This window comes from Litoribacter populi, from assembly GCF_007483685.1.
Classification (GTDB): Bacteria; Bacteroidota; Bacteroidia; order Cytophagales; family Cyclobacteriaceae; genus Litoribacter; species Litoribacter populi.
On record NZ_VMKN01000001.1, the window covers coordinates 1,328,282 to 1,352,579 of the forward strand.

At 40.5% G+C, this 24,298-nt stretch carries 26 protein-coding genes; 11 read left to right on the forward strand and 15 right to left on the reverse strand.

What is annotated here, in order from left to right; genetic code table 11:
- The first annotated feature begins 81 nt into the window (after positions 1 to 81).
- Both FPL27_RS05725 and FPL27_RS05730 read left to right on the forward strand, forming a co-directional pair.
- On the forward strand, positions 82 to 639 hold the full coding sequence (locus FPL27_RS05725) for a hypothetical protein (RefSeq protein WP_143960175.1): 558 nt from the start codon (positions 82 to 84) through the stop codon (positions 637 to 639).
- Positions 623 to 1,192, forward strand: coding sequence for a hypothetical protein (locus FPL27_RS05730; RefSeq protein WP_143960176.1), 570 nt, complete (start codon positions 623 to 625; stop codon positions 1,190 to 1,192). Before FPL27_RS05725 ends, FPL27_RS05730 begins: the two co-directional genes overlap by 17 nt.
- 236 nt (positions 1,193 to 1,428) lie before the next feature.
- On the opposite strand, the gene FPL27_RS05735 is transcribed toward FPL27_RS05730, so the two are convergent.
- Complete coding sequence (locus FPL27_RS05735; protein WP_235893467.1) at positions 1,429 to 1,740, reverse strand: NUDIX hydrolase; 312 nt, start codon at positions 1,738 to 1,740, stop codon at positions 1,429 to 1,431.
- Between FPL27_RS05735 and FPL27_RS19980 the strand changes: the two genes are divergently transcribed.
- Together FPL27_RS19980 and FPL27_RS05740 are read left to right on the forward strand one after the other, a co-directional pair.
- Positions 1,636 to 1,887: a hypothetical protein gene (locus tag FPL27_RS19980; protein WP_235893376.1), complete on the forward strand. Its 252-nt coding sequence runs from the start codon at positions 1,636 to 1,638 to the stop codon at positions 1,885 to 1,887. The two genes, FPL27_RS05735 and FPL27_RS19980, sit on opposite strands and share 105 nt — an antisense overlap.
- A gap of 3 nt (positions 1,888 to 1,890) precedes the next feature.
- The gene (locus FPL27_RS05740) at positions 1,891 to 2,094 is read left to right on the forward strand and encodes a hypothetical protein (protein WP_143960178.1); all 204 of its coding nucleotides are present in this window, start codon (positions 1,891 to 1,893) and stop codon (positions 2,092 to 2,094) included.
- Here FPL27_RS05740 and FPL27_RS05745 read toward each other — a convergent pair.
- The 5 genes from FPL27_RS05745 to FPL27_RS05770 all read right to left on the reverse strand — a co-directional run bounded on the left by FPL27_RS05745 (position 2,091) and on the right by FPL27_RS05770 (position 8,049).
- Positions 2,091 to 2,414 (reverse strand): hypothetical protein, encoded by a 324-nt coding sequence (locus FPL27_RS05745; protein WP_185974306.1) that lies wholly within the window; start codon positions 2,412 to 2,414, stop codon positions 2,091 to 2,093. The two genes, FPL27_RS05740 and FPL27_RS05745, sit on opposite strands and share 4 nt — an antisense overlap.
- A 93-nt stretch (positions 2,415 to 2,507) precedes the next feature.
- The gene (locus FPL27_RS05750; protein ID WP_143960179.1) at positions 2,508 to 3,074 is read right to left on the reverse strand and encodes a transposase; all 567 of its coding nucleotides are present in this window, start codon (positions 3,072 to 3,074) and stop codon (positions 2,508 to 2,510) included.
- Between the two features lie 425 nt (positions 3,075 to 3,499).
- A complete protein-coding gene (locus tag FPL27_RS05760) occupies positions 3,500 to 3,880 on the reverse strand; it encodes a transposase (RefSeq protein ID WP_185974307.1) in 381 nt (126 codons plus the stop codon).
- A 120-nt stretch (positions 3,881 to 4,000) separates the two neighbouring features.
- Positions 4,001 to 7,141, reverse strand: coding sequence for a DEAD/DEAH box helicase (locus FPL27_RS05765; protein WP_143960180.1), 3,141 nt, complete (start codon positions 7,139 to 7,141; stop codon positions 4,001 to 4,003).
- Positions 7,142 to 7,179: 38 nt separating this feature from the next.
- Positions 7,180 to 8,049, reverse strand: coding sequence for a hypothetical protein (locus tag FPL27_RS05770; RefSeq protein WP_185974308.1), 870 nt, complete (start codon positions 8,047 to 8,049; stop codon positions 7,180 to 7,182).
- A gap of 186 nt (positions 8,050 to 8,235) precedes the next feature.
- On the opposite strand from FPL27_RS05770, the gene FPL27_RS05775 reads away from it, so the two are divergent.
- Together FPL27_RS05775 and FPL27_RS05780 are read left to right on the forward strand one after the other, a co-directional pair.
- Entirely contained in the window at positions 8,236 to 9,201 is a 966-nt protein-coding gene (locus tag FPL27_RS05775) for an HNH endonuclease (RefSeq protein WP_143960181.1), read from the forward strand.
- An 89-nt stretch (positions 9,202 to 9,290) separates the two neighbouring features.
- Positions 9,291 to 10,133: a DUF5694 domain-containing protein gene (locus FPL27_RS05780; protein ID WP_143960182.1), complete on the forward strand. Its 843-nt coding sequence runs from the start codon at positions 9,291 to 9,293 to the stop codon at positions 10,131 to 10,133.
- Positions 10,134 to 10,711: 578 nt separating this feature from the next.
- Here FPL27_RS05780 and FPL27_RS05785 read toward each other — a convergent pair.
- The 4 genes from FPL27_RS05785 to hxpB all read right to left on the reverse strand — a co-directional run bounded on the left by FPL27_RS05785 (position 10,712) and on the right by hxpB (position 13,826).
- On the reverse strand, positions 10,712 to 11,530 hold the full coding sequence (locus FPL27_RS05785) for a KilA-N domain-containing protein (RefSeq protein ID WP_143960183.1): 819 nt from the start codon (positions 11,528 to 11,530) through the stop codon (positions 10,712 to 10,714).
- Between the two features lie 179 nt (positions 11,531 to 11,709).
- Positions 11,710 to 12,084: a DUF3703 domain-containing protein gene (locus tag FPL27_RS05790; protein WP_143960184.1), complete on the reverse strand. Its 375-nt coding sequence runs from the start codon at positions 12,082 to 12,084 to the stop codon at positions 11,710 to 11,712.
- A gap of 555 nt (positions 12,085 to 12,639) precedes the next feature.
- Entirely contained in the window at positions 12,640 to 12,981 is a 342-nt protein-coding gene (locus FPL27_RS05795; RefSeq protein WP_143960185.1) for an RDD family protein, read from the reverse strand.
- 188 nt (positions 12,982 to 13,169) lie between these two features.
- Entirely contained in the window at positions 13,170 to 13,826 is a 657-nt protein-coding gene (gene hxpB, locus FPL27_RS05800) for a hexitol phosphatase HxpB (RefSeq protein WP_143960186.1), read from the reverse strand.
- Positions 13,827 to 14,690: 864 nt separating this feature from the next.
- On the opposite strand from hxpB, the gene FPL27_RS05805 reads away from it, so the two are divergent.
- The 4 genes from FPL27_RS05805 (at position 14,691) to FPL27_RS05820 (ending at position 17,418) form a co-directional block, all read left to right on the forward strand.
- A complete protein-coding gene (locus FPL27_RS05805; protein ID WP_143960187.1) occupies positions 14,691 to 16,004 on the forward strand; it encodes a protein kinase domain-containing protein in 1,314 nt (437 codons plus the stop codon).
- Between the two features lie 36 nt (positions 16,005 to 16,040).
- Complete coding sequence (locus tag FPL27_RS05810; protein WP_143960188.1) at positions 16,041 to 16,304, forward strand: hypothetical protein; 264 nt, start codon at positions 16,041 to 16,043, stop codon at positions 16,302 to 16,304.
- Positions 16,305 to 16,530: 226 nt separating this feature from the next.
- The gene (locus tag FPL27_RS20110) at positions 16,531 to 16,659 is read left to right on the forward strand and encodes a DUF5131 family protein (protein WP_262712070.1); all 129 of its coding nucleotides are present in this window, start codon (positions 16,531 to 16,533) and stop codon (positions 16,657 to 16,659) included.
- A gap of 414 nt (positions 16,660 to 17,073) precedes the next feature.
- The gene (locus tag FPL27_RS05820) at positions 17,074 to 17,418 is read left to right on the forward strand and encodes a hypothetical protein (protein ID WP_143960189.1); all 345 of its coding nucleotides are present in this window, start codon (positions 17,074 to 17,076) and stop codon (positions 17,416 to 17,418) included.
- Between the two features lie 61 nt (positions 17,419 to 17,479).
- Here FPL27_RS05820 and FPL27_RS05825 read toward each other — a convergent pair whose 3' ends face one another.
- The 5 genes from FPL27_RS05825 to FPL27_RS05845 all read right to left on the reverse strand — a co-directional run bounded on the left by FPL27_RS05825 (position 17,480) and on the right by FPL27_RS05845 (position 21,026).
- Complete coding sequence (locus tag FPL27_RS05825) at positions 17,480 to 18,151, reverse strand: DUF6932 family protein (RefSeq protein WP_143960190.1); 672 nt, start codon at positions 18,149 to 18,151, stop codon at positions 17,480 to 17,482.
- A 479-nt stretch (positions 18,152 to 18,630) separates the two neighbouring features.
- Complete coding sequence (locus FPL27_RS05830; protein ID WP_143960191.1) at positions 18,631 to 19,029, reverse strand: protein kinase family protein; 399 nt, start codon at positions 19,027 to 19,029, stop codon at positions 18,631 to 18,633.
- A 240-nt stretch (positions 19,030 to 19,269) separates the two neighbouring features.
- Positions 19,270 to 19,653: a hypothetical protein gene (locus FPL27_RS05835; protein ID WP_143960192.1), complete on the reverse strand. Its 384-nt coding sequence runs from the start codon at positions 19,651 to 19,653 to the stop codon at positions 19,270 to 19,272.
- Positions 19,650 to 20,003, reverse strand: coding sequence for a hypothetical protein (locus tag FPL27_RS05840; protein WP_143960193.1), 354 nt, complete (start codon positions 20,001 to 20,003; stop codon positions 19,650 to 19,652). Before FPL27_RS05840 ends, FPL27_RS05835 begins: the two co-directional genes overlap by 4 nt.
- A gap of 357 nt (positions 20,004 to 20,360) precedes the next feature.
- The gene (locus FPL27_RS05845) at positions 20,361 to 21,026 is read right to left on the reverse strand and encodes a hypothetical protein (protein WP_143960194.1); all 666 of its coding nucleotides are present in this window, start codon (positions 21,024 to 21,026) and stop codon (positions 20,361 to 20,363) included.
- A gap of 1,010 nt (positions 21,027 to 22,036) precedes the next feature.
- On the opposite strand from FPL27_RS05845, the gene FPL27_RS05850 reads away from it, so the two are divergent.
- Positions 22,037 to 23,818 carry an ATP-dependent nuclease gene (locus FPL27_RS05850; protein WP_143960195.1) on the forward strand — a complete coding sequence of 594 codons (1,782 nt, stop codon included), beginning with the start codon at positions 22,037 to 22,039 and terminating at the stop codon, positions 23,816 to 23,818.
- The last annotated feature ends 480 nt before the right edge of the window (positions 23,819 to 24,298 follow it).

The window sequence follows — 24,298 nt, forward strand, 5'->3', positions numbered from 1 at the left end:
AGTCTCACGCACGGTTCTGTGGGAAGGTGAGAGTGAGATTCCCTTGCCTGACCCGATTAGCTACAATTTTAAAGAAAAACAATGCAAGAAATAAATGACTTAATTTTAGCGAATAAGAAGTGGCTAATAGGAACATTTTTAACTTTAGTTGCCTTATACTTTGGGTATAAGAGATTAAAAATAATGTCTCGAAAAGGCAAAATTGACAACACAGATTTTGAAAATAAAAAATCAAACTTTTCAGTTTACTTACACCAAGGATATAGACTATATGATAAAGAGAAAAAGAAACTTAAATTTTTACTTTTTAACCTTGATGTTTCTAATAAATCAACTTCTAAAATTACGGTAACGCCCTTTGTAATTGTCAAGCTCAAAGACATTGGAAGTAAAATAAAACTTTTACATAATAAAGAATTGTTTCTCCAAGAATATCACTCTAAAATTGAAAAGTTTGAATCAAATATTAGTATAGAAGATAGAGGTAAAAAATCCGGCTGGATAATTTGTGAAATACCCGCAGAGTTAATTGATAAAAGGATAGAATATTTAGAAGTGTTATGCGCGGACACATCTGGAAATGTTTCTAAAGTTGAATTTTACTTATTAAAAGACATCTACTATGAAGATAAAAACTAATAACTCTCCATTATATGCAATTGCGGAAGAGGGTTTAATTTCAAATTTTGATTTGGCTGAAGGTAGAATGATACCTGCCGTTATTCTAAAAAATAACAAAGAAGATAAAACAGTAGAAAACTTAGTTAAAATACATTTAGACACTCCACCTGGTGATGTGACAGTTACTTGGGGCTCACCTTTAAATCCTCTAATCAGAAACAAATTTTGGGAGTTGTTTTTACAATTCGCAAAGCCTGTAGAATGTGAATTTGCAATAAGGTTTGACTTAGAAAAAGAGCATAGAATAATAGATGCAATTATACATTCTAGAGGACTTTACATAAGTTACGGTGATACTGGTGACAAAATTTCACAAATGAAAAATGGAGCCATTTTGATAGAAGTTCCTAACACAGGCGTTGACAATGACTGGAATAAGAAAATCAGAGACATCTTAATTAAAAAGTATAAAAAACGATTTAAAAATAAGTCCAAAAAGGAAATTATTCAACTCGCTGATTATGAAATAAATGAATTTAGAAAAATATCAAATTTTTCAAAAAAACTGTAGCTAACAGGCGTTTGGCTCAATGGCGGGTGATGTGGTTAATTGAACATTCTACCTCGCATCAGTCCCGAAAGCTTTCGGGCTGGTGTATTGACAGTTTTGTGCTCCGAAATCCGCCACTGATCCAAGCGCCAAACCGTTAATAGAGAAATAACATAAACCATACCTACCAGCAGCAATTCAACCCATCCAGAAATGAGGGTAGGAGGGGGAGAGCCCATTGTCCAAGTTCACAAGGTTTATCTAATCCTCCTTTCTTCCTTCAGCCAATCAAAGATGATTTTATCCACCGGCGTTACCTTTTCTTTGTCTGCATAACAGAGCCAGACAATTTCTTCAATTTCAGCTGCAGCTTGAAGCTTGCCTTTATAGCTCGCGGTATAACAGGTCATCTGGACCATGACGCCTTGGGGATGGCCATGTGCCTGCGCTGTAAAAGTACCTATATGATGCAGGCTGTCTTTAACCAATTGCACGCTCAGTTCTTCCTGTATCTCCCGGATGAGCGCCTCAGCATCACTTTCCCCGCTTTCCCTTTTTCCACCTGGAATATAGTAAACCTCTTTGCCGGTGCTTCGGGTGCTCAGGATGCGGTGGTCTTGGATGTGGATCCAGGCCAGGGCTTGATAACAGCCATTTACAAATCAGGCACTAATTCTTCCAATTCCTGGTTCTTTTCACAGTCCCTAAAAGGATGAATCATGAGTAAACCTTATCACCAGCCTAAAATACAGGTGCCAAAATTTTGTGAGGAGAATGGATTTTATACCACTAAGAAGCGGTCATACAATATGTCGCGGATCAAAGGCAGTGGTACAAAGCCGGAGAAGAATGTAATGTCGCTAGAAGAGGCTAGGGAGATCATGATTAGACAGACTCCTGAAGGGCAGGAATATACCGTTTAAATATATCCCGTCTCCAAATCTCCCTTCTTCTTCACCAACTCCCAAAAGCCCTCAACCTCCGTTTTCTCCTCCGTCCACTTCAGCTGCTCGTACTGGTGCCATTCATGGTCCAGGTCGGGATTATAGGGGGAGGTTTGCAGGTTGGGAAGGCCAAGGTTCGAGGGAACGAAGAACTCTTCCTGTATCAAATTTTCCTTTAGGAATAGGTCAAGCTCCTCCAAGGTAAGGTCTTCGGGGTTGCTAATGACAACGGAACCGAATTGCTTGTAGTTGGCCGCGTCACGGTAGAGGTAGTAGAATCGGATGTTCTTGGGGTTCATTTGTTCGGGGTTCAGGGTTCAGAGTTCAGGATTGCCATTGTTTCCGTTCTTACAAAATTATGAACCAAGGCTGTTCCGGCTTTCCAGTTGTCATTAATTGTCCAGGTTTTGTTTTGGTCCAAAGAACTCATCCCCCTCCCAATTCATCGGGTTATTTCTGATGTAATTGGATATCCTCAAATATTCCCCCTCATCCCTGATAATCCGGTCATGGTAATTTCTTTGCCAGGGGTTGTAAATATCGGTTTCGGTCCTAAACCATTTGGTCACGCCGATCTTGAATCCACGGATGATGGAGCCGATGGTTTTTGTTGGAGACGCAAAAGGCACAGGGTCGGATCCCGCCCGTAGGGGTGAAAAATTTTTCACCCCTACGGGCGGGATCCCATCATTCCCATTTATCGGTACCAATTCAATTATCCCATGAATATGGTTGGGCATAATGACATGTTCGTGCAGAACAGCATGTGGGAAATGCCGGGGGATATCCAACCAGCAATGTTTTACCGTTTCCCCCGCACCGTTCAATTTCATTTGCCCATCTTCAATGCGCCCAAACAGATGTTCCCGTTGGTATGTGCAGACGGTTAGGAAATAATAACCGGGATTGGCATAATCAAATCCCTTTAATCTCGTGGACTTTCGTTTTTTTCGGTTCATAAAAAATAGCCGATGTAAGATGAAAAATAGTTAGCAATACCTCATATAAAAATAAGAATTATTGATGATAATAACGTGGTAGGGGTGATGGTAGGGGCGAAAAATTTTTCGCCCCTACCATCACCCCAACCACGTTATTATCATCAATAATTCTTATTTTTATATGAGGTATTGCTAACTATTTTTCATCTTACATCGGCTATTTTTTATGAACCGAAAAAAACGAAAGTCCACGAGATTAAAGGGATTTGATTATGCCAATCCCGGTTATTATTTCCTAACCGTCTGCACATACCAACGGGAACATCTGTTTGGGCGCATTGAAGATGGGCAAATGAAATTGAACGGTGCGGGGGAAACGGTAAAACATTGCTGGTTGGATATCCCCCGGCATTTCCCACATGCTGTTCTGCACGAACATGTCATTATGCCCAACCATATTCATGGGATAATTGAATTGGTACCGATAAATGGGAATGATGGGATCCCGCCCGTAGGGGTGAAAAATTTTTCACCCCTACGGGCGGGATCCCATCATTCCCATTTATCGGTACCAATTCAATTATCCCATGAATATGGTTGGGCATAATGACATGTTCGTGCAGAACAGCATGTGGGAAATGCCGGGGGATATCCAACCAGCAATGTTTTACCGTTTCCCCCGCACCGTTCAATTTCATTTGCCCATCTTCAATGCGCCCAAACAGATGTTCCCGTTGGTATGTGCAGACGGTTAGGAAATAATAACCGGGATTGGCATAATCAAATCCCTTTAATCTCGTGGACTTTCGTTTTTTTCGGTTCATAAAAAATAGCCGATGTAAGATGAAAAATAGTTAGCAATACCTCATATAAAAATAAGAATTATTGATGATAATAACGTGGTAGGGGTGATGGTAGGGGCGAAAAATTTTTCGCCCCTACCATCACCCCAGCGCCAATTTCGCCGATGCATTCCACAGGTAATGCGGCAGCGGTTCCGCCAGGGCCCACTGGATGTTCATGGGCTTGGAGCCGGTGGATTTTTGGAAATTGCCCTCGCCGATGAAGACGTAGCCCATGGTGTTGCCAAACTCATCCTTCTTCTGTTCCCGGATAAACAGCAGGATGTGCTTGCCGTCCTCCTGGTGCCGGATGTAGCTCAGGCCCTTGCCGGTGTCGGGGCGGGCGGCGTTTTGCGACTGCCAGTGGAACAGGTCCTCGCGGATGGCATAGTCGTTATACATCGTGGTGGGGGAGAAGTTTTCCTCGGATTTAATCAGGTCGATAAACAGCAGCTCGGTGTTCAGCTCCTTGTTTTCTGCCACCCCCTCCCGGTTGGAGGACTTGCTGGCAAAGGTGCTCAGGCCAAACCCCGCCAACACCTGGTCCCGGGTGTAGCGGGCATGCAGCTTCAGTGGCTGGACATAGGGCAGGTCGGCTTCAATTTCCAGGAAGGAAACCCCTTCGCACAGGATTCCAAGTACCTCAATGATTTCGGCCACCATCACCGGATTCCGGCCGATGGCCTGTATGCTTGCCTCCAGAGAAGGAAAACCTCCCTCACTTTGCCATACATCGTAATGCAGCATCAGGCACATCTGCTGCTCCACGGGAGAGAGGTCTGCCAGTCGGACCCTGAAGTCTTTCCGGGCGAGTTTGAGTATGAAATTGAAATAGGAGGGGGCCGAGGTCGAGAGCCACTTTCGCAGGATGCAGTTGCTGATTGCCTTCTCGTTTTCCTTTCCAAATGCCGCTTCCTTTCCGGCCTCCTGGCAGAGCCTTCTCCAAGAACCTTTTTTGTATATAACGGCCAAGGGAATATGGGTGACTTCGGTGAAGTTTTTCAGTGTCAGCGGGAGATCATACTGATGCTCGAAGTTCTGGATTTTCTGGATGAGCTGGTTCCGGTTGGGGTTGGTGGCCAGCTGTATGTTGCGTAAGATGGTTTCCTTGGCCTTTTGTTCCAGGATGATGGAACAGCCCAGGGGCACATGGGGAAAATCATCCTGCACTTCCTTCTTGATCGAGGTACGGGTCTTGCCAATCATGGCGCGAAACCTTCCCTCAAAATCATATTCCGGGCGGGCGTTGCCCACAAAGTCCAACACCGTGAGGCAGTCCTTTTCATCATGCAGCCTCAGTCCTCTCCCCAGCTGCTGCAAAAACACCGTCAAACTTTCCGTAGGCCGCAAAAACAATACGGTGTCAATCTCCGGAATATCCACGCCCTCATTGAAGATGTCGACCACGAAGAGGTAGTTGATGGCTTTGCTTGCCAGCCTTTCCCTTACGGCATCCCGGTTGCCGTTGTTTGATGAGCTTACCAGGTAATCTGCTTTCAAGCCGGCCAGTGTGAATTTCTCGGACATGTAGCGGGCATGTTCTTGGGTGACGCAGAATCCCAGTGCCCGCACATCCGACATGTCCCGCAGGTATTTGTCGAGGTTGTGCAAAATATGACTCACCCTCTGGTCATTGCTGGTGTAGATTTTACTCAGCTCGCTCGCCACATATTTTCCCCTGGCCCAGGTGACGGCCGATAGATCCACCACATCAGTGATACCAAAGTAATGGAAAGGCGTCAGCAGTTTCTTATTCAAGGCTTCGGGCAACCTAATTTCAGCCGCGATCCTTCCGCAGAAATCTTCCAAAATATCCGCCCCGTCCATCCTTTCGGGAGTAGCCGTAAGGCCTAAGAGCACCTTCGGGTTGAATCTTTTTAGTACTGGGCGGTAACTGTCGGCGGCAATATGGTGCACCTCATCGATGATGATAAAATCATAATAATCGTCCGTAAGCTGGAGGTCTGAAAGACGGTTGTTTAGGGTTTGCACAGAAGCAAATAGCACCTCATGGCTATTGGGCTCCATTCCATCTACCCAGAGCTGACCAAAATTGGGATCCTTCAGTACTCCCTGAAAAGTATATTGCGCCTGTTGCAGAATTTCCTTTCTATGGGCGACAAACAGGAGCCTGGCATAGGGCATGGCTTTTTTGAAATGCTTGAAATCAAATGCTGAAATCACGGTTTTACCTGTTCCCGTAGCGGCAACCAGCAGATTCCGATTCCTATGATGCACCTTTCTTTCCACCTCCAATTTCTCCAATATTTCATTTTGGAAAGCATAAGGCTTGATGTCAAACTGGGCCAGGTTGACATTGGAAGCGCCATTTAACCTGCCCTGCTGCAGGGCCTTTTGGAGTTTTTCCAGATGCTGCACCTCGAAGCTTTCGAAGTCCGGGTTTTGCCAGTAGGTTTCAAATGTTTTCTGAAACTTCTCGATAATGTGCGGGATTTCCTTGGTCGTCACTTTCAGGTTCCATTCCAGCCCCTTGGTCAAGGCCGACTTGGAGAAGTTTGAAGACCCTATATAGGCGGTGTGGTAACCGGTATTGCGGTAAAACAGATAGGCCTTGGCATGCACCCGCTCATTGCCCGTATTGTAGGATACCTTGACTTCGGTGTTGGGAAGGGAGGATAGCAGTTTGACGGCCTTGGCATCCGTGGCCCCCACATAGGTGGTGGTGATCACGCGGAGCTTGCCGCCCTTTCTTGTAAACTCCTCCAGCTCCTTGGCAATCAGGATCAGGCCGCTCCATTTGATGAAAGAGACCAGTAGGTCAATCCTGTTGGAGGAAAGAATCTCCTTCTTAAGCTCCACATCGAGGGAAGTTCTGGTATTCCCACCCGTAAATAGCTCACTGTGCACCAGGCGGGTATCGGGGGTGATCTGGGCCAGGTGAAGGTCCAGGTCTGTAAAGTCCGCAATGATTTTGGTAAAGACGGCTTTTAGGATTTTTCCTTCCACATCCAGCAAATCCTCCTCAAACTCCTCCTGCTCCAACTCATCTCTCACCAATAAAATAATCCGGTTGGCCAAGGCCAGCTGCCTGTCCAGCGCCCCCTCCTTTGGGATCATACCAAGAGCTTTTTGTAGAAATGCCGATAGGTACTTGGAAAGGAATAGCGCTGCTTCGGCTCTGTCAATGGCTTTGGTTTGGATATGGTATTGGTTCCTGTCCAGCTCATCAAGCTTGGTGCTGATGAGCTGATTGATGAGGGATTCGTAGAGGCCTTCTGTCATGCAAGCAATAAATATTTTATACTTAGCTGTAAGATTTATTAATCCACTACAATATCATGTTTTCTCAATTTGGCAGCAAAGCGCTCGTCAAGATTTTCAATATCTGAATCATTAAGCTCAATTAATTTAAACTTGTATTTAGCATAGATTTCCAGCTTCCTATTTTTCCTTTCCAGATATTTTTCATTTTCCTCCATGCCCCAAAATTCTATATATACCTTTTGAGAAGGAATGTAAAAGTCACAATACATATCCTCGTCAATATTTAGCTTTCTTTCGTAAGCATGGACAATTCCATTTTTGTATAGGAAATCGTCAATGATCAGTTCTGCTCTACTACGAACATAATGACCATCTGGCGTCCTTAAATTAGCAGGGAATTTTTTTCTAAAATCGTCTGATTCAGAGATCAGGTTTTCTTTTTCCTCCTCTTGAGTTAATTCCCCTGTAGCCTCGTGAATTTCCCTTAGCAAGTGTTTATTGCTGACAACGTCTTTATTCCAAACTACATATGGCTTATTGTTTTTGGCTTCCAACTGTATGCCTCCATTTTTTTGACCTGCACCTGTGACGATCCAACCGCCTTTGTCTTTCTCAATCCAACCTAACTCTGACAGATATAAATTGATCTTCTGGCTGGAAATATTAAAATGCTCTCCAATTTTGGTAGCACTTAGGGTATCCTGGTAATTGGGTTGCTGGTCCAATTCCAGATTAAACGGCCATACAATATACTCCCCGTACTTTGGGTTATATTTGGTGTCTCCACCGGCCATCCGGCCTTCTTTTGTAAGCAGCCATTGACCGTCTTTTTTGTAGATCCAATTCTTGTCTGTAAACACTTTAAATAATTCTTGCGGCTCCAATTCCCTTTCTTTCGCTAAGGCTGTAGTAGAAATTTGTTTCATATATTAAGCTTTTTGTTGTTCGTATACCGGGGTTAATTTCGAGGTATAAAAATTTAAACCTAGCTCGGTTTTGGTTTTAAAACAATACCCTAATCGGGGTATTTTTTTGAGGATGATTACTTAATTAAGGACTTTTTTTACCAGCTCTGCTTGGAATCGGAGGATTTTCAACTAATTTTATTACTAATGATTTTCAAGTCCCTTTCCAAATACCTCCACGCCCTCACCTCCCTGAAGCGGGGCTCCACCAAGATCGGCCTCGCACCGCACAAGCCGGTGCTGCTGATGGTTTTTTTGGAGATGGTGGAAAAGGGGATGATTGTAGAAAATCGGGTAAGTGTGGATGCTGAACTGGTGGGGAGCTTTCAAGATATGTGGGAGCTTCTGGTGCCCACGCTGCACCAGGCAGATTTTACGCAGCCGTTTTATTACCTGCAAAACGACAAGGCGGACAAGAAGCCGTTCTGGCAGCTGGTGCCCAAACCCGGCTATTCCATCAATTCCCACATCAAAAGCGTGAATACGCTACAAGAGGTGCTGGATTACGGATGCTTTGCCGATGATCTGTACCAATTAATGCAAGATCAGGTGTCAAGGGAATTACTGCGGCAGTCATTGCTGGATACTTACTTTCCTGAGACAAAAGAGCGTTATCAGCAGTTCAGGGTCAAAGGTAGAAAGGGCTATGTTCAGGAACTGGAGGATTATATCCTCAATGAACCCATTGTTCCGCTCAAAAGGATTAAGATAGGGGTAGAGGAGGAGGTGTATGTGCGGAACGGGCTCTTCAAGAAACTGGTGCCCAAGGTTTATCAAAACACCTGCAGCTTTACTGGCATGAAGCTCACATCTACCTATGGGTTCAACTTTGTGGATGCCTGCCACATCATCCCCTTCAGCGTGTCCCAGGATGATAGGGTGACCAATGGGCTTTCCTTATGTCCGAATCTTCACAGAGCCTTCGACAGGGGCATGGTCAGCATCGATGGGGATTACCGGATCCTGGTTTCCGATCAGCTGGTGGAAGAGGAGGGGCATCCTTATAGTTTGGAGCAGTTAAGAGGGCAGCGGATCCAATTGCCTGAGGATCGGAAATATTTTCCATCACTGGAGAATCTGGGGTGGCATAGGGAGAGGGTTTTTAAGAGATAAGGCTTTCTAGTTTTCAAAAAAATGGCAGGTCCATCAAATCTGTTTAATAAGAAAGTGTAAAATAATGCTTTGAAAAATACTTACATTACATGATGAAACTTGTTCTATTTACAGTGTTGTTGCTTAACTCTTATTTCTGCTCTGCACAACAAAACCAACGCGAAGTGATGATTCTGGGAACAGTCCACTTTGATGAAAAAATTTCTTCAGAGCAAAAACAAGAGGAACTGAATTCACTTCTAAGTAAATTGGAAAAGTTTAAACCAGATCAAATTTTTATAGAGCAATCTTCGGATAGTGATTCCCTTTGGCATAAAATATATAGGTCATATTCTGTTTATCAAGAAGCGCCAAGAAATCCATATTTAAAAAATAATGAAATTTTCCAAGTGGGGGTGAAACTGGCAAATAGATTAAACCTTAATAATGGCGTTCAAGGTATCGACTGGCCTGATCCCGATACGAATGATTTATCAAAAGCGCCCTCCGATCCCATTAAATTGTCATATTACAATTATGTGAAAGATTTGAGAGCGTTAAGTGTAGCGCGTGAGGAAAGTATTCATGATATTGAAGGCTTTGTCCTTTATGAAGAGTATTTACAAAAACTCAGACCTATTATACACCTAAATGATACTCTCTCACTTGAAGACCATTTACTGGCCTTGAATGATCCGGAAACTATCAAAAATCTGTATCTGATACTGAGAACTGGGGAAATGTTGATTAATTTATCTGACATAGGGGCTGAACTTTCCAGTATTGCAGTAAAAAGGGATTACAAAATTTTTAGAAACGCTCTTACTAAAGTAGATGATGACACGGAAAAAATATTAATCATCTATGGAGCTGGACATTCATTTATGCTTCGACAACTATATGATTTACATCCAGGCTACAATATTATAGAACCCTCTGAATATTTAGAGTAAATCTCCGCCCCGGTCTTCAGCTTCAAACCAATTTGCAAAATCAAAATCTAGTGTTTAAATTATCAACATAAATATGACTAAATAAATCAGCAATGCTAGACCTGCCTTTAGTAAAACTCGACCGGGAAGAAAAATGGGATCGGATAAATGAAAAGAGAGACCGAATTCTCTCACATAACCTGAACCGTTTTCCATTTGAGCGCCTCTAGAATGCCAGGACCTTACTCAAGCTAATTGAAAAAACCCTTCATGCAATCAACGAAGATAAACTGTTTCGGGCGGGCTATCTGGTAAAAGCGATGGAGGAGGAGGGATTCAAGTTTAAGATGCCTTTGGCCTGATTTCCAAAAAAAAGTCCCCGATCTCTCGGAGGTCCAATTATTTACAGGGTGGTAACAACTTTTTAAAGTGTTTATACTCTTCTAAATTACCGGAATTACATATTAAACCCAATTGGTATCGCAAAAACAAAAATGAAAGCATGTAGTCACGGAAAGAATCCGCATTCAGGCCACCATGTAGATTATCGGCAGGCGCCAAAGGGGGTTACATAACTTATCTTGGGCTATTTGTTGCATCTATTTGAGTAATTTTCTGTTTTCAACCTCCAACAATACTTTCATTTGCTGTATGGCTATTTGATTGAGCTTTATCAGTCGTTCTTTTTGTGACATTTGTTCCTGTATGAAAACTGCATTCAGATTTTCCATATTGGCCAAACAAATCAATTCATTCATGCTTGCGTAATCGCGCATATTCCCTTTAAGCTCCGGATTTTCGTCTCGCCATTGCTTGGCTGTTTTTCCAAATAAAGCTACGTTCAGCACGTCTGCTTCGCTGGCGTAAATAATGGCAGTCTGGGCAGGTGTGAGTTCTTGAGGAATCAAATTTTGCTTAATGGCATCTGTATGGATATGATAATTTAGTTTTGCCAGTTCCCTTTTTGCACTCCAGCCCAATTGCTTTTGTTCTTCTTCTTTCAGGCGTTGGAATTCTTTGACTAAATACAATTCAAACTCTACAGAAACCCAACTGGCGAATTTAAAGGCAATGTCTTTTTGGGCATAGGTACCACCACCTTTGCCACTTTTTGTAATGATACCAGCGGCATTCGTAAGTTCAGCCCATCTGCTAGGGCTCATTGTAAATGCATTACTTCCGGCATCTTTCAAAAGGGGGTCGAATTCGACCCCTTTAAAATCAGGGTTGTTAAGTTGCTCCCATAGGCCAAGATATTCCAGTGTATTTTTAAGTCGCATCCAGTTTTTGACCACATCCTTTGGCTCAATGGGGTTTTTCTGACGTGCAATATCTGTGATGCAAATAAAATCTTCTCCGTTTACATGGATGGTACGGACGGCCACTTCCTTTACCTTTATTTGTTTTGTTTTAGCCATGCCAATGATTTTAATTTAGAGGATTTGTCATACAAAAAGTTTTGGTTGTGAATTGATTTAAAAAGTCCCCGACCTCTCGGAGGCCTAACTACTACTTACTGGGTGGTAAACAACTCTCAGGGTTGTCTATTTCAAACTAAACTAAAAGATACTGAAGAATCGGCGATTTACAACCCCATTCAATAAGAAATGCCGGCTTTATCAAATATTTCCTGTATTTCTTTTTCGATCGGAAACGGCTGGAGAGGAGGCACGTTGGCTCCACCGGGATTTCCTGTTGGGATTTTTCCTACAAAGGATTTTACTCCCCCAACCATCAAGCGCGGAATCTGGCCCAAAACTTCCTTATAGCTTTTTATCTTAATTCCGAACTTCAACATCTTCCAGTGGACCAAGGTGTGGGCGAAAGGGAATTTTTGGCCAATTATATGGGCCCGTTCCAGGTGGGACCAGGCCTTTTCCAATTTACCGTTTGAAAGTTCCTTTCGATAGTCCGATAATTCGGTTCTAAAATACGGTTTTAAACCTGTGGGAATAGTAGTGTACAGTTTCATTTCCTTTGGCTTTTCCTTATTTACGGCACGGCAACTTTATGGTTGTTGTTTGGGTCCTTGGAAGCAGTAAAGACTAATGCCAACGCTTTTTGAAAGAATAGGCCATTCTTCTGGAAATATGTTTATATTATGATCATTAGTTTGTCTATTTAATGAACAATGATTGATTTGCCACTACTTCCCTTTTATCTAGATTGAATACATATTGAACCAATTGATTCAAACTGGCAAAATAATAGGCATGAACGTGACCATATTTAATCCGGCCTTGGATAGAGATGGCAAAATTGCCATTAAAATAGCAGACTGTTTAGCTCATTCTTTTGGTTCTATAAAGAAATAAGGAATTTGTTTAAAATAGAATGGTGCTATTCCCAACCCAGTTAATACCGAAAGTAAAATATAGAGGAGGGGTGGGGGTGAAGATTGGCCATATAGCCACAGATCTACTGGTTACCCGGCTTTCACAGATAAGGAAAAAACAAAAAGCCACAGATGCACGGAAAAATACTTATTTATCTTTTAGCCTTTACAGTTTTGGTCTTTGACAGTGAATCATGTAACCCTGGTAATGAGGTATGAAAGGTAGTCCAGGGGAGTCAGCCTGATGAGCGACCTGACAATGACCATTTTAGCAGATGGCTTATTACCTGACCTGTCTGTCACCTTTGTTCCTGTGATGGCTTTACCCAGGGTTTTCTGAAAATAATATTCACAAATAAAGTAATATCCGACAAACAATATTGCCATGGCAGTATAAGCCATTGCATTGATCATGAAATGGCTGACAGTAGGAAATAAACTGTCCAAAACGACTACGGCTAAAGCAGCCAAAAGCAACCATACCAGAAAATCTATTAGGAAGGTTATACTTCTCCTTAAAGGGTGAGCATTCATATCAATATTAATAATAGGGTCTAAATATATGTGTTTTTTAGAAATAGACCCGAACTCCGGTGACTTTTTATGCTTACTAGAATCCAGAAGGTTTGTTGCAATGGAATAGCGTGTAGAATCTATTTTATTGGGAAGTTGGTGGCAAAATTACGGAGAGTCCTCCTATTAAAATTTAATTCAGATGGTAACTAAATTTGGCTGGTTATCATTTCAAAACCGTTTTCTTCAAAGCAATTTATCCTGCAGTCTGCCAATTCAAAATTGATTTCCAAATTTCCATTAGTGAATGCAATCACCTTCATACCTGCATTCTTAGCCGCCATCATTCCGGTGTGGGAATCCTCAATTACAATGCAGTTACTGGGGTCGGTGTCCAAAATGGCTGCGGCTTTATGGTAGATGGCAGGGTCAGGTTTTCCTTTTATCTCGAACTCTGCAGATAATACTGAGTCAAATAGATGTTGTATCTCTAATTTTTCCAATACCACAGGAATGATTTTGTATGGGGAATTGGTAGCCAAACCAATTTTATAATTGTATTCTTTGAGTTTTTCAATAAAGGGCTTTACTCCCTGGTTTTGGCAGCTTTGGGTTTTTATAAGCTCAATGACGCGTGATATCACCATTTCTTCCACATCTTCCAAGGCCTTTTCCTTCCAGGGGTATTTATTGAACCAAAATTCGGTTACCTCAGAAGTGGTCATCGACCTGGTAAGGTTGGTGTATTCCTCAGTTACCTCAACTCCTAAAGAGGAGAACACTTCTTCCTCAGCTTGTTTCCAAAATCCTTCGGAGTCAATCAATACCCCGTCCATGTCAAATATGACTGCTTTGTTAATAATCATACTCTCTACTAAAATCCGAACTTTTCTTTTTAGCGCAATCGTCCAAAGGTACCACTAAAATTCCCCTAGACCATGGCCAAAGGGTGATTTTAGATTATTTTGCTGACCTATCAAAACCAACATTGTATGAATATATAATTAAGCAAATTAATGACTCATCTCGAAACCCACCGCCTCCAATTGGAAGGCTTGGCGTGTGCCACCTGTCTCGGTTTAAACTGTGCCGGAATTGGTCTTAAGAGGAGGGGGAACAGCTTTTACCCCCCCCACGGAATTTTTCTAACTAGAAACAAGCATCGGGCATCCGTCACTCTAATCCCCTCATCCGACTTCCGGCTTCCAAGCATCCCCATCCCGCAAATTAAAAAATCAAAGAAAACTATAATTATTCATCTAAAAACTTGTTTTTTTAGCCAATTCCCTTTGTAAAATACCCCGATCTAGGTATTTTTTATCTGTAATTAATTCCTTAATCTTGGAGGAGGTAAAGGGCGCGGCCTTAAGGTGGATGGTAAAGGTTCCTTCCTGGTGGATAATCCCATCCTGGAAAACGCAGAGATCCTGGCAATGGAATTCAATGACCGGTCCTGAACCATGCAGGTAATAAGTCTTATATACATAACGGACTATCAAATCCTCGAACTGTTCTGGACCGATTGGATGGAATAGTCAGGAGTCAAGGAATTCAAGTGGAGAAGTATCCTTATCTGAGGAATGGATGCAAAGCAGGAGATTACAGGGTTTAGGGTGGTTAAGGGAATTTGTGGGTAAATGGTGTTGAGGAAAGAGCGCTGAGCAATTAACCTGGAGTAAGGCGATTTCCATAATCCCTCATTCTAAATCCCCATTAGAATTGTGCATATTATGAAACGACTTTACAAACGAGGTGCAAAATTTGGCGACTGGACACTTACTGCTTTTTTAGGAGGAGGAGGCAATGGGGAAGTGTGGGCATGTAAAAATTCTAAAGGGGAGATTAATGCAATTAAATTGCTTAAAAAAATAAAAGTAAAACCATATAGCCGGTTTATTGACGAGACACTTGTAATTGAACAAAACTCAGACATCAAAGGAATTATTCCCTTAATTGAAAAACACCTTCCGAAAAAGTTACTGGGACAAACCCCCTATTTTGTAATGCCTTTGGCAGAAGCTTCAGAAAAAATATTGCAGGGGTTACCAATAGAAGGGAATTGGATGGGTTTCTATAACGGGTATGAGTCAGAATTATCCATTTTAGAAAAAAAAATTGAAGCAATCCTTCAAGTAGCAGAAACGCTTTCTGAATTACATAAAAGAAAAATCTATCATCGCGACATCAAACCTGCTAATATTCTTTTTTATGATGGAAGGTTCTCATTAGCTGACTTTGGTTTGGTGGACTTTCCTAATAAAAAGGAAATTTCTTTAAGAAATGAAGAGATTGGTGCTAAGTGGACAATGGCACCCGAAATGAGGCGAGAATCTTCAAATGCGGATGCAGCAAAAGCTGACGTATATTCTTTAGCAAAAACGCTTTGGATATATCTCACTGGCAACAATAAGGGGTTTGATGGTCAATACTCTACCGAATCAATTATTCATTTGAAGAAATTTTACCCCAAAAGCTATACCTCACCACTCGATAACTTGCTTTTACTCTCCACCGATAATGATCCAATAAAACGACCAACAATAGATGAATTTATATTTACACTTCGTAAATGGAAACAACTTTCAGAAGATTTTCATGAAAGAAATCAAGAGCAATGGTTTGAAATCCAAACTAACCTTTTCCCCACGTCAATACCGAAGAGAGTTGTTTGGGAGGACATTAATGACATAATAAAAATTTTAAAAGTTGTTTGCACTTACGACAACTTAAATCATCTGTTCATGCCGAGAAGCGGAGGCCTTGACTTGGAAGATGTTCGAATTTCCCATGAAGACGGATGTATAGAATTAGATTTTCAGTTTATTCATATTGTAAAACCAAAGCGACTTTTATTTGAATCTTTCGGTTATGACCATGAGTGGAATTATTTCCGCCTTGAAGCCGATGAACTTGAACCATCTGGAGTTTATGAAGTTGAGCCGGGTGAAGAACCATATGAAAAAACTAATGACAGAGAGGAGGTAACTCAAATCTACCCAGGTCAATACGAAGACTATAACTACTTAGAGAATTCTTCATACTGAGAACAAGATGATTACGAGTATGAACGACCCAAAGAAATGAAAAACGTTACAAGGTGGTTTAGGGGAAGTTTTGTTATTTTTTGTAAGCGTTCGATTTACAACAGAAATCCATCGACCTATGATGGTCGACATAACAAAATGACTACCGATGAATTTAGAGATTATATACAACGTAGTGTTGACCGCTTCAAAGGGGAGGATGAAAAAAGACCAGTTTTTGAAATGCTTTTAAACAAATCAAATAGAAGAAATCGTAAGAGCAAGAATCAAGATGAAGGCGTGGATGGGTGGTATGATTAGAATAAATATTGTTCCAAGAGAAGAAGGACAGGAATCTTTTATGCTTTGGATAGCGCGGTAGCAACTTGCCTAATTTTAATTTTTAGTTATTGGATTGCTATAAGGTTACTAATTTGGATTTACGATGGGTTTATGGATAATGACACCAATTCTGGGTGATAGGAGGAGGGGAGAGCGGACACATTAGGCCGTTGGATGCGGACAGACTACTGGATATAAAGGTCCAATGCGAGCGTCCGGAGTAGCATTCTTCTTCAAGCAGTGGGGCGGTAAAAACAAAAAGAAGGCAGGAAGGGAGCTCAAGGGCAGGACGGTCGATGAGATGCCTGAGATGGAGCTGCAGAGGAGTGTTTAGTGTTTTGCCTCATGAGCTCCAAAAACCTAAAAAAGCCCCGCATTCTCGGAGGTTCAGCCTGTTTCGGTTTAAACTGTGCAGGTATTGGTCGAAGAGCCGGTTAAGCCGTTTAATTTTTCAAAGCAAAGCCAGTATACTAAATTTTTAGCCTCGGACATCCCACCATCTGACACCGACATCCAACATCCGGCACCCCTACATCGGACCTGCCTCTGCCGGTCAGGTTTACCTCCCCAAAGGGACGGCAGGCATCGGTCATCCATACATCGGACAGTCAAAAATACCCCGATTTAGGTATTTTTTATCTGTAATTAATTCCTTAATCTTGGAGGAGGTAAGGGGGTAGCCTGTAGGTGACACAGAAGTCCTTTTGCAGAAAAATGATAATTGATGAGAGAGAAAATTTGGTATTACATGATCGATAGCAAGTTTCAAGCCCTGTATCTTGACTATGCTGTCACAAAATTTCAAAAATATGATCGAACTATTAATATTTTCCTTGCTCTAACATCCTCAGGGAGTATTGCTGCTTGGGCTATTTGGCAGGAATTTCAAATGGTTTGGGCAATTATCATTGCAGCTGCCAATGTTGTTACAATACTAAAACCTTACTTTCCCTATTCCAAGTATATAAAAGAATTAAGCGAAAGTGCATTAAAAATGCAAGATCTTCATCTGGATTACGAAAGATTATGGTATAAGTTTGAAAAGGAACAAATTACTGAAGACTCCGCGACTTTGCCACTTGTCTCGGATTAAACCGTGCCAGTTTGAAGTAGGTTTTGGTTCTAATTGCTTGAATTAATATTGATATTTAAAGTTATAAGATTAGCTTGAATATCTTTCTTCTTTCAAACCGATTATTTATTAAAGGGTCTTTTGATTTATTTTCTGCCTTGTTTCCAAGATGAGTAATGTTAGAATAGGCTTTGTATGTCTTAATGCTATAATTCTTTGGTAATATTTTTAAATCAATCCCCGGAGGTACTTGTTGAGAGGCATATAGATAGTTTTCATGTATCACGCTATCGGAATTTTCACCAACAAGAATAACTACATCCAGGTCATTTGGGTGAGGGTTTTCTACTTCAGTAAAACTTCCTCCTATTAAAACTTCTAACTCGTTAACTTTAAGCTTGTTTTTTATTTGTTCAGCAAAAACCTGTAATGAGCTAAATAGTTCTTTTCGTCTTTCCTGTACTAAAAAAACCTTAACAAAATCACCAAAATCAATTGTTTGAGGTTGGCCAATATGTGGTTTGTTAATGGAAATATTTTTTGAGTAAAACTCTGATAACCAACAGAGGAACCTGTATTCAATCGGTAAAAAACCTTTCTTTTCTCTTAAATAATCAAAAGCGATTTTTAAAAATTGGATGTCTTCTTCATGTTCATAATTCTGAAAGTAATTGTTGATCTCTTTTTTTAATAAGACCTCTGCCTCAGGTAATACCCTGAATTTGCTGATTAATTCTAATTGTTCTAAGTCCATTTTTTAGGTAAATTCCCTCTAGGGTGATCCAAATGTGCGTTTGGTATTCTCAGTGCCTGAGTTAAACCTGTCAGTATTTTGTTTTTCTTTTTAATAAAGATGGGGCGAAGTTGGATGATTTGGAAAAATCATCCAACATCCCAATCCCTCGGCCCCAATATTCCAAAGCCCGTTTTGAGGCTATAAAGGACTATTTTACAGGGCGGCTCCCCTGAAATATAGAAGAATCAAATGGACCTGTAGCAGGTGGGTCACTATCGGGGACTGCTAACACTAATATCAGGCAAGACTTTTTCTTGGTTTTACAGAAGGAAGCTTAGGTTGGCCGCCATGTTGAGCGGGCTCTGAATTCGGAAGCGTTGTTGATGGCTTTGTCATTTTTTCGTCGGTGGAGGTGTGGTTGAAGGTTTTTGAGGAAGTTTTGTGATTCCTCTTTCAAACGGTTTTGTAGGATGGATTTTTTGCTTAGTCATATTGTTTTAAAGGTTCCAGGAGATAAATACTATGAATAACATCACTCCTAATATAAGAAAAAATAGAGAAATAACATTCAGCTTTGTTGTGAAATTGTTGTAAATATTGCTCAACATTTCTTTCTCCTCTAACTCCGCATCAATAGATTTTAGGGAAGTAAGTTGAGATATTAAGATTGAAATTAATGATAGAAATAAAGAGGACCAACTTCCTATAATTAACCATTTGGTGCAGGTGTTAATGCCATCCTTAAAATGTTCCAAAAAGCCAATTGATAAAGTCAAGGCTCCTCCAGATAAAATCACAATTAGCCTGTCATACTCTCTTCCAGCGTATTCTCTAACTTTCAGGTGAAATTCGTACCGCGATTTTTCCCGTTCATTATCCTCTAAATTATCAGCCATTAGAATTAAATTAATATTGATTGGGGATAACCTGTTCTATAGTTTTATTTAGCTTATCCAAGCTGCGTACCACATCATCTATCTTTTTCTTTTTATGGTAAACTAAACCATTTCTGTAGTTTTGGTCCAGAACTAATACCTCGTCAAGGATCTTGCCCTGGTAATCAGTATATGATATTTTTAGGGTGTAACCATCATTTCTTTGAAGGAATCGAGAAGTTGTGTTAATATCTGTTTTAATTATTTTATTTGGGGGGAATACTTAATTTCTTTACTAAAAACCTTTTCGTTAAAAGAGATTTTGTCAAATAATTTGATGTCAGGATTTATATGTAAATTAACATTTAGAGCAGGTGTTTTTCCTATATTCCGAACATAAAAATATAGAAGACCTTCTTCTGCTTCAAAATCAGCAATTAAGTAAGGTCTGGATTCCAAATATGATTCTTGTCGTGACTTTTGGAGTGTTTCCCAAGTAAAAATGACCATAAAATATGTTAGGAAGAACATCCCCACATTAGTTGCCATACTCATATCAATACCTTCTACACCATAGGCCAGGGTCGGCGCAAGTAGAAATAGTAAGGGAATTATTATTATAACGAGCCATTTAAATGTTTTCATTTAATTAAGTCCTTATATCTTGCAGTAACCTCAACGCCAAATTTAAGTAGATGCTTTAGCTCCTCAGTTGACTGCGCTTGGTTTAGATGCGTTTGAAGATAATCCAGTTGGGACTTTTCTTCTGAAGTTGGGCTTCGCTTTAAAAACCTCAAAATTGCCTTTTCTATGTTATTTTTTATTTGGGCCAATTGCTTTTCAAAGCTTCCCAAAATTCGGGTATGTGTTGAACCTCTTTCAGTGTCAATTAGGTTTTTAAAGTTTGCATTCTTGGAGTTATGCTTATCGTAGCCGCAATTGAAAGCTCTTCTGATAAATATCTCATAGTCCATTGATTCTATGTAACTGCTCATTTGATATTATTTAAGGTTGTGAAAATGAAATTTTAAAGGGGATTCAAAAATCTCTTTATTTTGGTGGAGTTCGTTTATGCTCTCTTACCGGTACTGTTTTGGGGCCCGGCTTAGGTGAGTTCGGATTTTTTCTTGGAGTTGGAGAAGGAGTTGATCGTCGGTGCTTTTCTACAGGAACTGTCTTTTTAGCCATGATAACTTATTTTGTTTTATTTGGTTGATTCGGATATGTTAGTTGTTAATTTCTTTGAAGGAAAAGAGAGGAAGCCTATTATTTGATGGCGTAGGCTATCCCAACCTTCCTTATAATGACCAGGATATAATTTTAATTTTTTTCACTAATAACTCTCGAGTTTATTACAGAACATCCCACCCTCTAACAATCTCTTCGCATTGTCTTTCTATTTCATCAAATGCGGCTTGATCATCTCCGTAAGCAGCAACCCACCTATTGTTGAACACATCAAGGCTGAAGCATAATTCTGGTAGAACTATTTCTCCTTTCATCGCTATTTTTTCTGTCAGGTAGTGATAGAGGAGAGTAGACTGAGTTTTTGATTGAGTTAGTGTGAGTGCTTTTGATTTTGCTAAGTAGATTTTAACTCCACCATAAACAATTTGACCATTGATTGTAGCTTTGACAATAACTTCAGGATTGATGTTTATCTGAAGGCCATTCAATTTAATGGCCTTATCCTCAGGAATGATAACTTCATAAGGGTGCTCATAAAGAAGCTTGGGTAATTTCATGGAGGCAACCCTTTTCAAAGCTTCAATAGAAAAAGGAAAATCTGACTTTTGCCTTTTATTTTGGGGAGTTCGAGATTTTAATTCTTCAATTCCAGCAGTTATGGGACTCACGTCTATAGGATTTTGAAGATATTTTTTTATCCTAGCTTTGGCTAGTTGATACCATGGGGTACGGTAAGGATTTGGGTTCGTTTGCGCCTTAATAATGCTTTGTCTTCCGCGCTCTGTAGCCGCTTGATATTTTACGAATTGGTTAATTGAAATTGTTTTCATTTTATGGATGTTTGGTTTTATGCAATATAATAGACTTTCTTAATATTTACACAAAGGCGTTTTTTCTGGTTTTGAACGACATATTTTGGATGTCGAAAAATATCTGAGAAATCTTTAATTTTAAAAATTAATTTGAGGATCAGTTAATTTTGAACATTTAATAGTCCAAAAAAATAATTTTCTTTTTTTTAGAACAGTGCTATTGAGCTTGTGGTCCAGGGGTATAAATAGTATTCTCCCTTTGTTTTTACTTTTTGCTGAGTAAGTAGTTTAATTGAGAGGAAAGTCCTAATGCTGCTTGAAGGGGGATCTGTAGGGGAAAGTTGAAATTAGGATCCTTTTCCTTTAACAGTCACGAGCAAGCAATAAAGCTGCTTGAGGAGGCTCTATGGGCCATAAAGGAGGATAATCTTTTCCGGGCAGGATATGTGGTCAGGAGGTTGGAGGAGGAGGGGCTGAGATTTAGGGTGCCACTGGCTTGAGTCGGGATGTAAAAAATGTCCCCGATCCCTTGGGTGCCAGGGTGGTAACATCATTCAATGAAGCAAATCCTTAATTTTAAATCCCAATTACTACAAGGTTTTCCATTTCAATCAGTGCCAGCTGTTTCGGTAAAAATCGTAGAGCGGGGTAAGCCGCTTTATTTTTCAAAGCCGGTATATTACATTTCACATTAATTAGTCTACATCTCCATAACATACATGTGGCATCCGACATATTTGCGTCCGACACTTTCCACCAATCTCATTAAAAAATACCCCGATCAGGGTATTTTTTTATATAAATTAATTCTTTAATCTTGAAGGAGTTATTAAAACGGCTTTTGGGCCATCAGAGAGGAAAGGGGTATTCATAGTTTCACGGGCAGCGGGAATGCCTACGGATAACGGCGGAACCATGAAACTTAAAAGGCAGGGCTTGGATAGCCCGTTGTTTCAAAGCTGAATAACCTTGGCTGCAAGCATAGACAACGAAACCAAAAACAAAAACAGAATTTTGAAAATAAAAAAATGGCAAAGACAAGAAAGAAAGCAGAACCAGCAGTTGCGTTAGTTTCAGACAACCCAGAAATTCCTAAACCAAGGCTTACTAAATTACTCATAAAGAATTTTAGGTGCATAGGTTCTACTCCTGTAAACATAGACCTTGATGAAATTGTAGTTCTTGTTGGAGCAAATAATGTTGGTAAAAGTTCAATACTTAAAGCCTATGAAGTTGCAATGTCTCAAGGTTCTGCCAAAGCCAATCTTAAGCTAGATGATTTTCCCAACAACAAAATTGACCCTGACAATTTACCTGAAATTGAGCTACATACAATTGTTTATGACAATAGTCCAGGAGAGCAATGGTTCACCAATTTACCTAATGGAGAGAGGTTAGTAAAAGAACGTTGGGTTTGGAAAGGTGTAGGAGCACCAACAAGACAAGGATGGAATGCACAAGAAAATAATTGGAGTGAGCAAGTTCCTTGGGGAGCACCAAATGTTGCAAATTCAAGAAGACCAGAGCCTCACCGAGTTGATGCTTTTGACTCGCCCGAAGATCAGGCTGACGAGATTAAAAAACTTTTAATGAACGCTCTTAACGAAAGGGTGAAAAATCTAAAAACCGCCAATCAAGAAGAAGAGGAGAACGAATATCATAAGTTGTTAGGCAAAGTCAAAGAGTTGCAGAATAAGATTGTTCAAGAAGCGCAGGGGCAAATAGATGAAGTTAACACAGAGCTTTCGGATTTGATAAATAAAGTTTTTCCAAACTATAGAATTGACTTTGACGCTAAACCAGAAGACAATCTTGATAAGACCATAAACCTCTTTAAATCTGATCCTCAATTACTGATGGGACCTGAAGGTGGTTATTTCGGGTCAGTTGAAAAACAAGGTAGTGGTGCTAGAAGAACCTTACTTTGGACAGCTTTAAAATTCATTTCTGAAAACAACCAAAAAGGAAAAGATTTAGCAAAGGTTAGACCTCACCTCCTACTAATTGATGAACCTGAAATCTGCTTACATCCAAATGCAATTCGAGACGCTTGTAATGTATTATACGAACTCCCCACTTCGGGTAATTGGCAAGTAATGGTTACAACTCATTCGCCTGTATTTATTGACTTTTCACGAGACAACACAACAATTGTAAGAGTTGAAAGAAAAGAAAACGGGACAATCCAGGGTACAACAGTTTTTAGACCAGATAAAGTACAACTAAGTGAAGACGACAAGCAAAATTTGAAGTTACTTAATCACTGTGACCCGTATGTTGCTGAATTTTTCTTTGGTGGTAAAGTAATAATTGTTGAAGGTGATACTGAGTATACAGCTTTCAACTATGTTAAAAGTAAAAAGCCCGGCTTATATAAAGACGTTCATATGATAAGAGCAAGGGGTAAGGCAACAATAGTCTCATTAGTGAAAATTCTAAATCATTTTGGTTCAAGTTATTCAGTTCTTCACGACAGTGATAGGCCGTTAACAGCAGCAGGAAACAGAAATCCTGCTTGGGGTAATAATCCAAATATTTTAGCGGCAGTTAATTCCAAGCCAAATGGTGCTGACACACGCTTGCTAGCTTCACTTCCAAATTTTGAAGAAGCTTATTTTGGTGATGAGATTAAGACTGAAAAACCTTACAATGCCCTTAGAACTATATCTAACGACAATGAAAAGTTTGAGAAACTCGAAAAGTTATTGAAAGCATTAATTGACCATAACTCTAAACCTCCTGGAAATTGTGTGGAGTGGAATAGCATTGAAGATTTAGAAGCAAAATTAACAGATGCACTTAACGAATGACAAGAATGCCACCTGCCACAGCACCTACTCAAAAGAGACAGTTCAGTAGTTAAATCAAGCTATCACCCTGTTGGGGGACAAGGTATGCTTGCTTACCGTGACGTATTCCTACATCCCACATTGAGACAAGCGCCAAAACGGGTGTAACTTTGAATCAGCCTCTTGAGCCTGAAATCTCTGAGATGGATGGAGGACTATTGAGAAATAAATATATAGGCCCTTCGATTGTCCCGATGCATCGGGAGAACAGCCATCAAACCGCTCTGCGCTGTATTAAGTGGAAACACTGATGTCGATTTAATTTCAATCCTAAAATTGCAATTGGAAAATTGCCCAATGATTCCCATTATCACTGGCCCAGTATGCTCCGGAATCACTGGCCCATCAACGCCGGAATAAACAACTTCCGGCATCTTTCAAAAGCGGGTCGAATTCGTCCCCTTTAAAATCAGGGTTGTTAAGTTGCTCCCAGAGACCCAG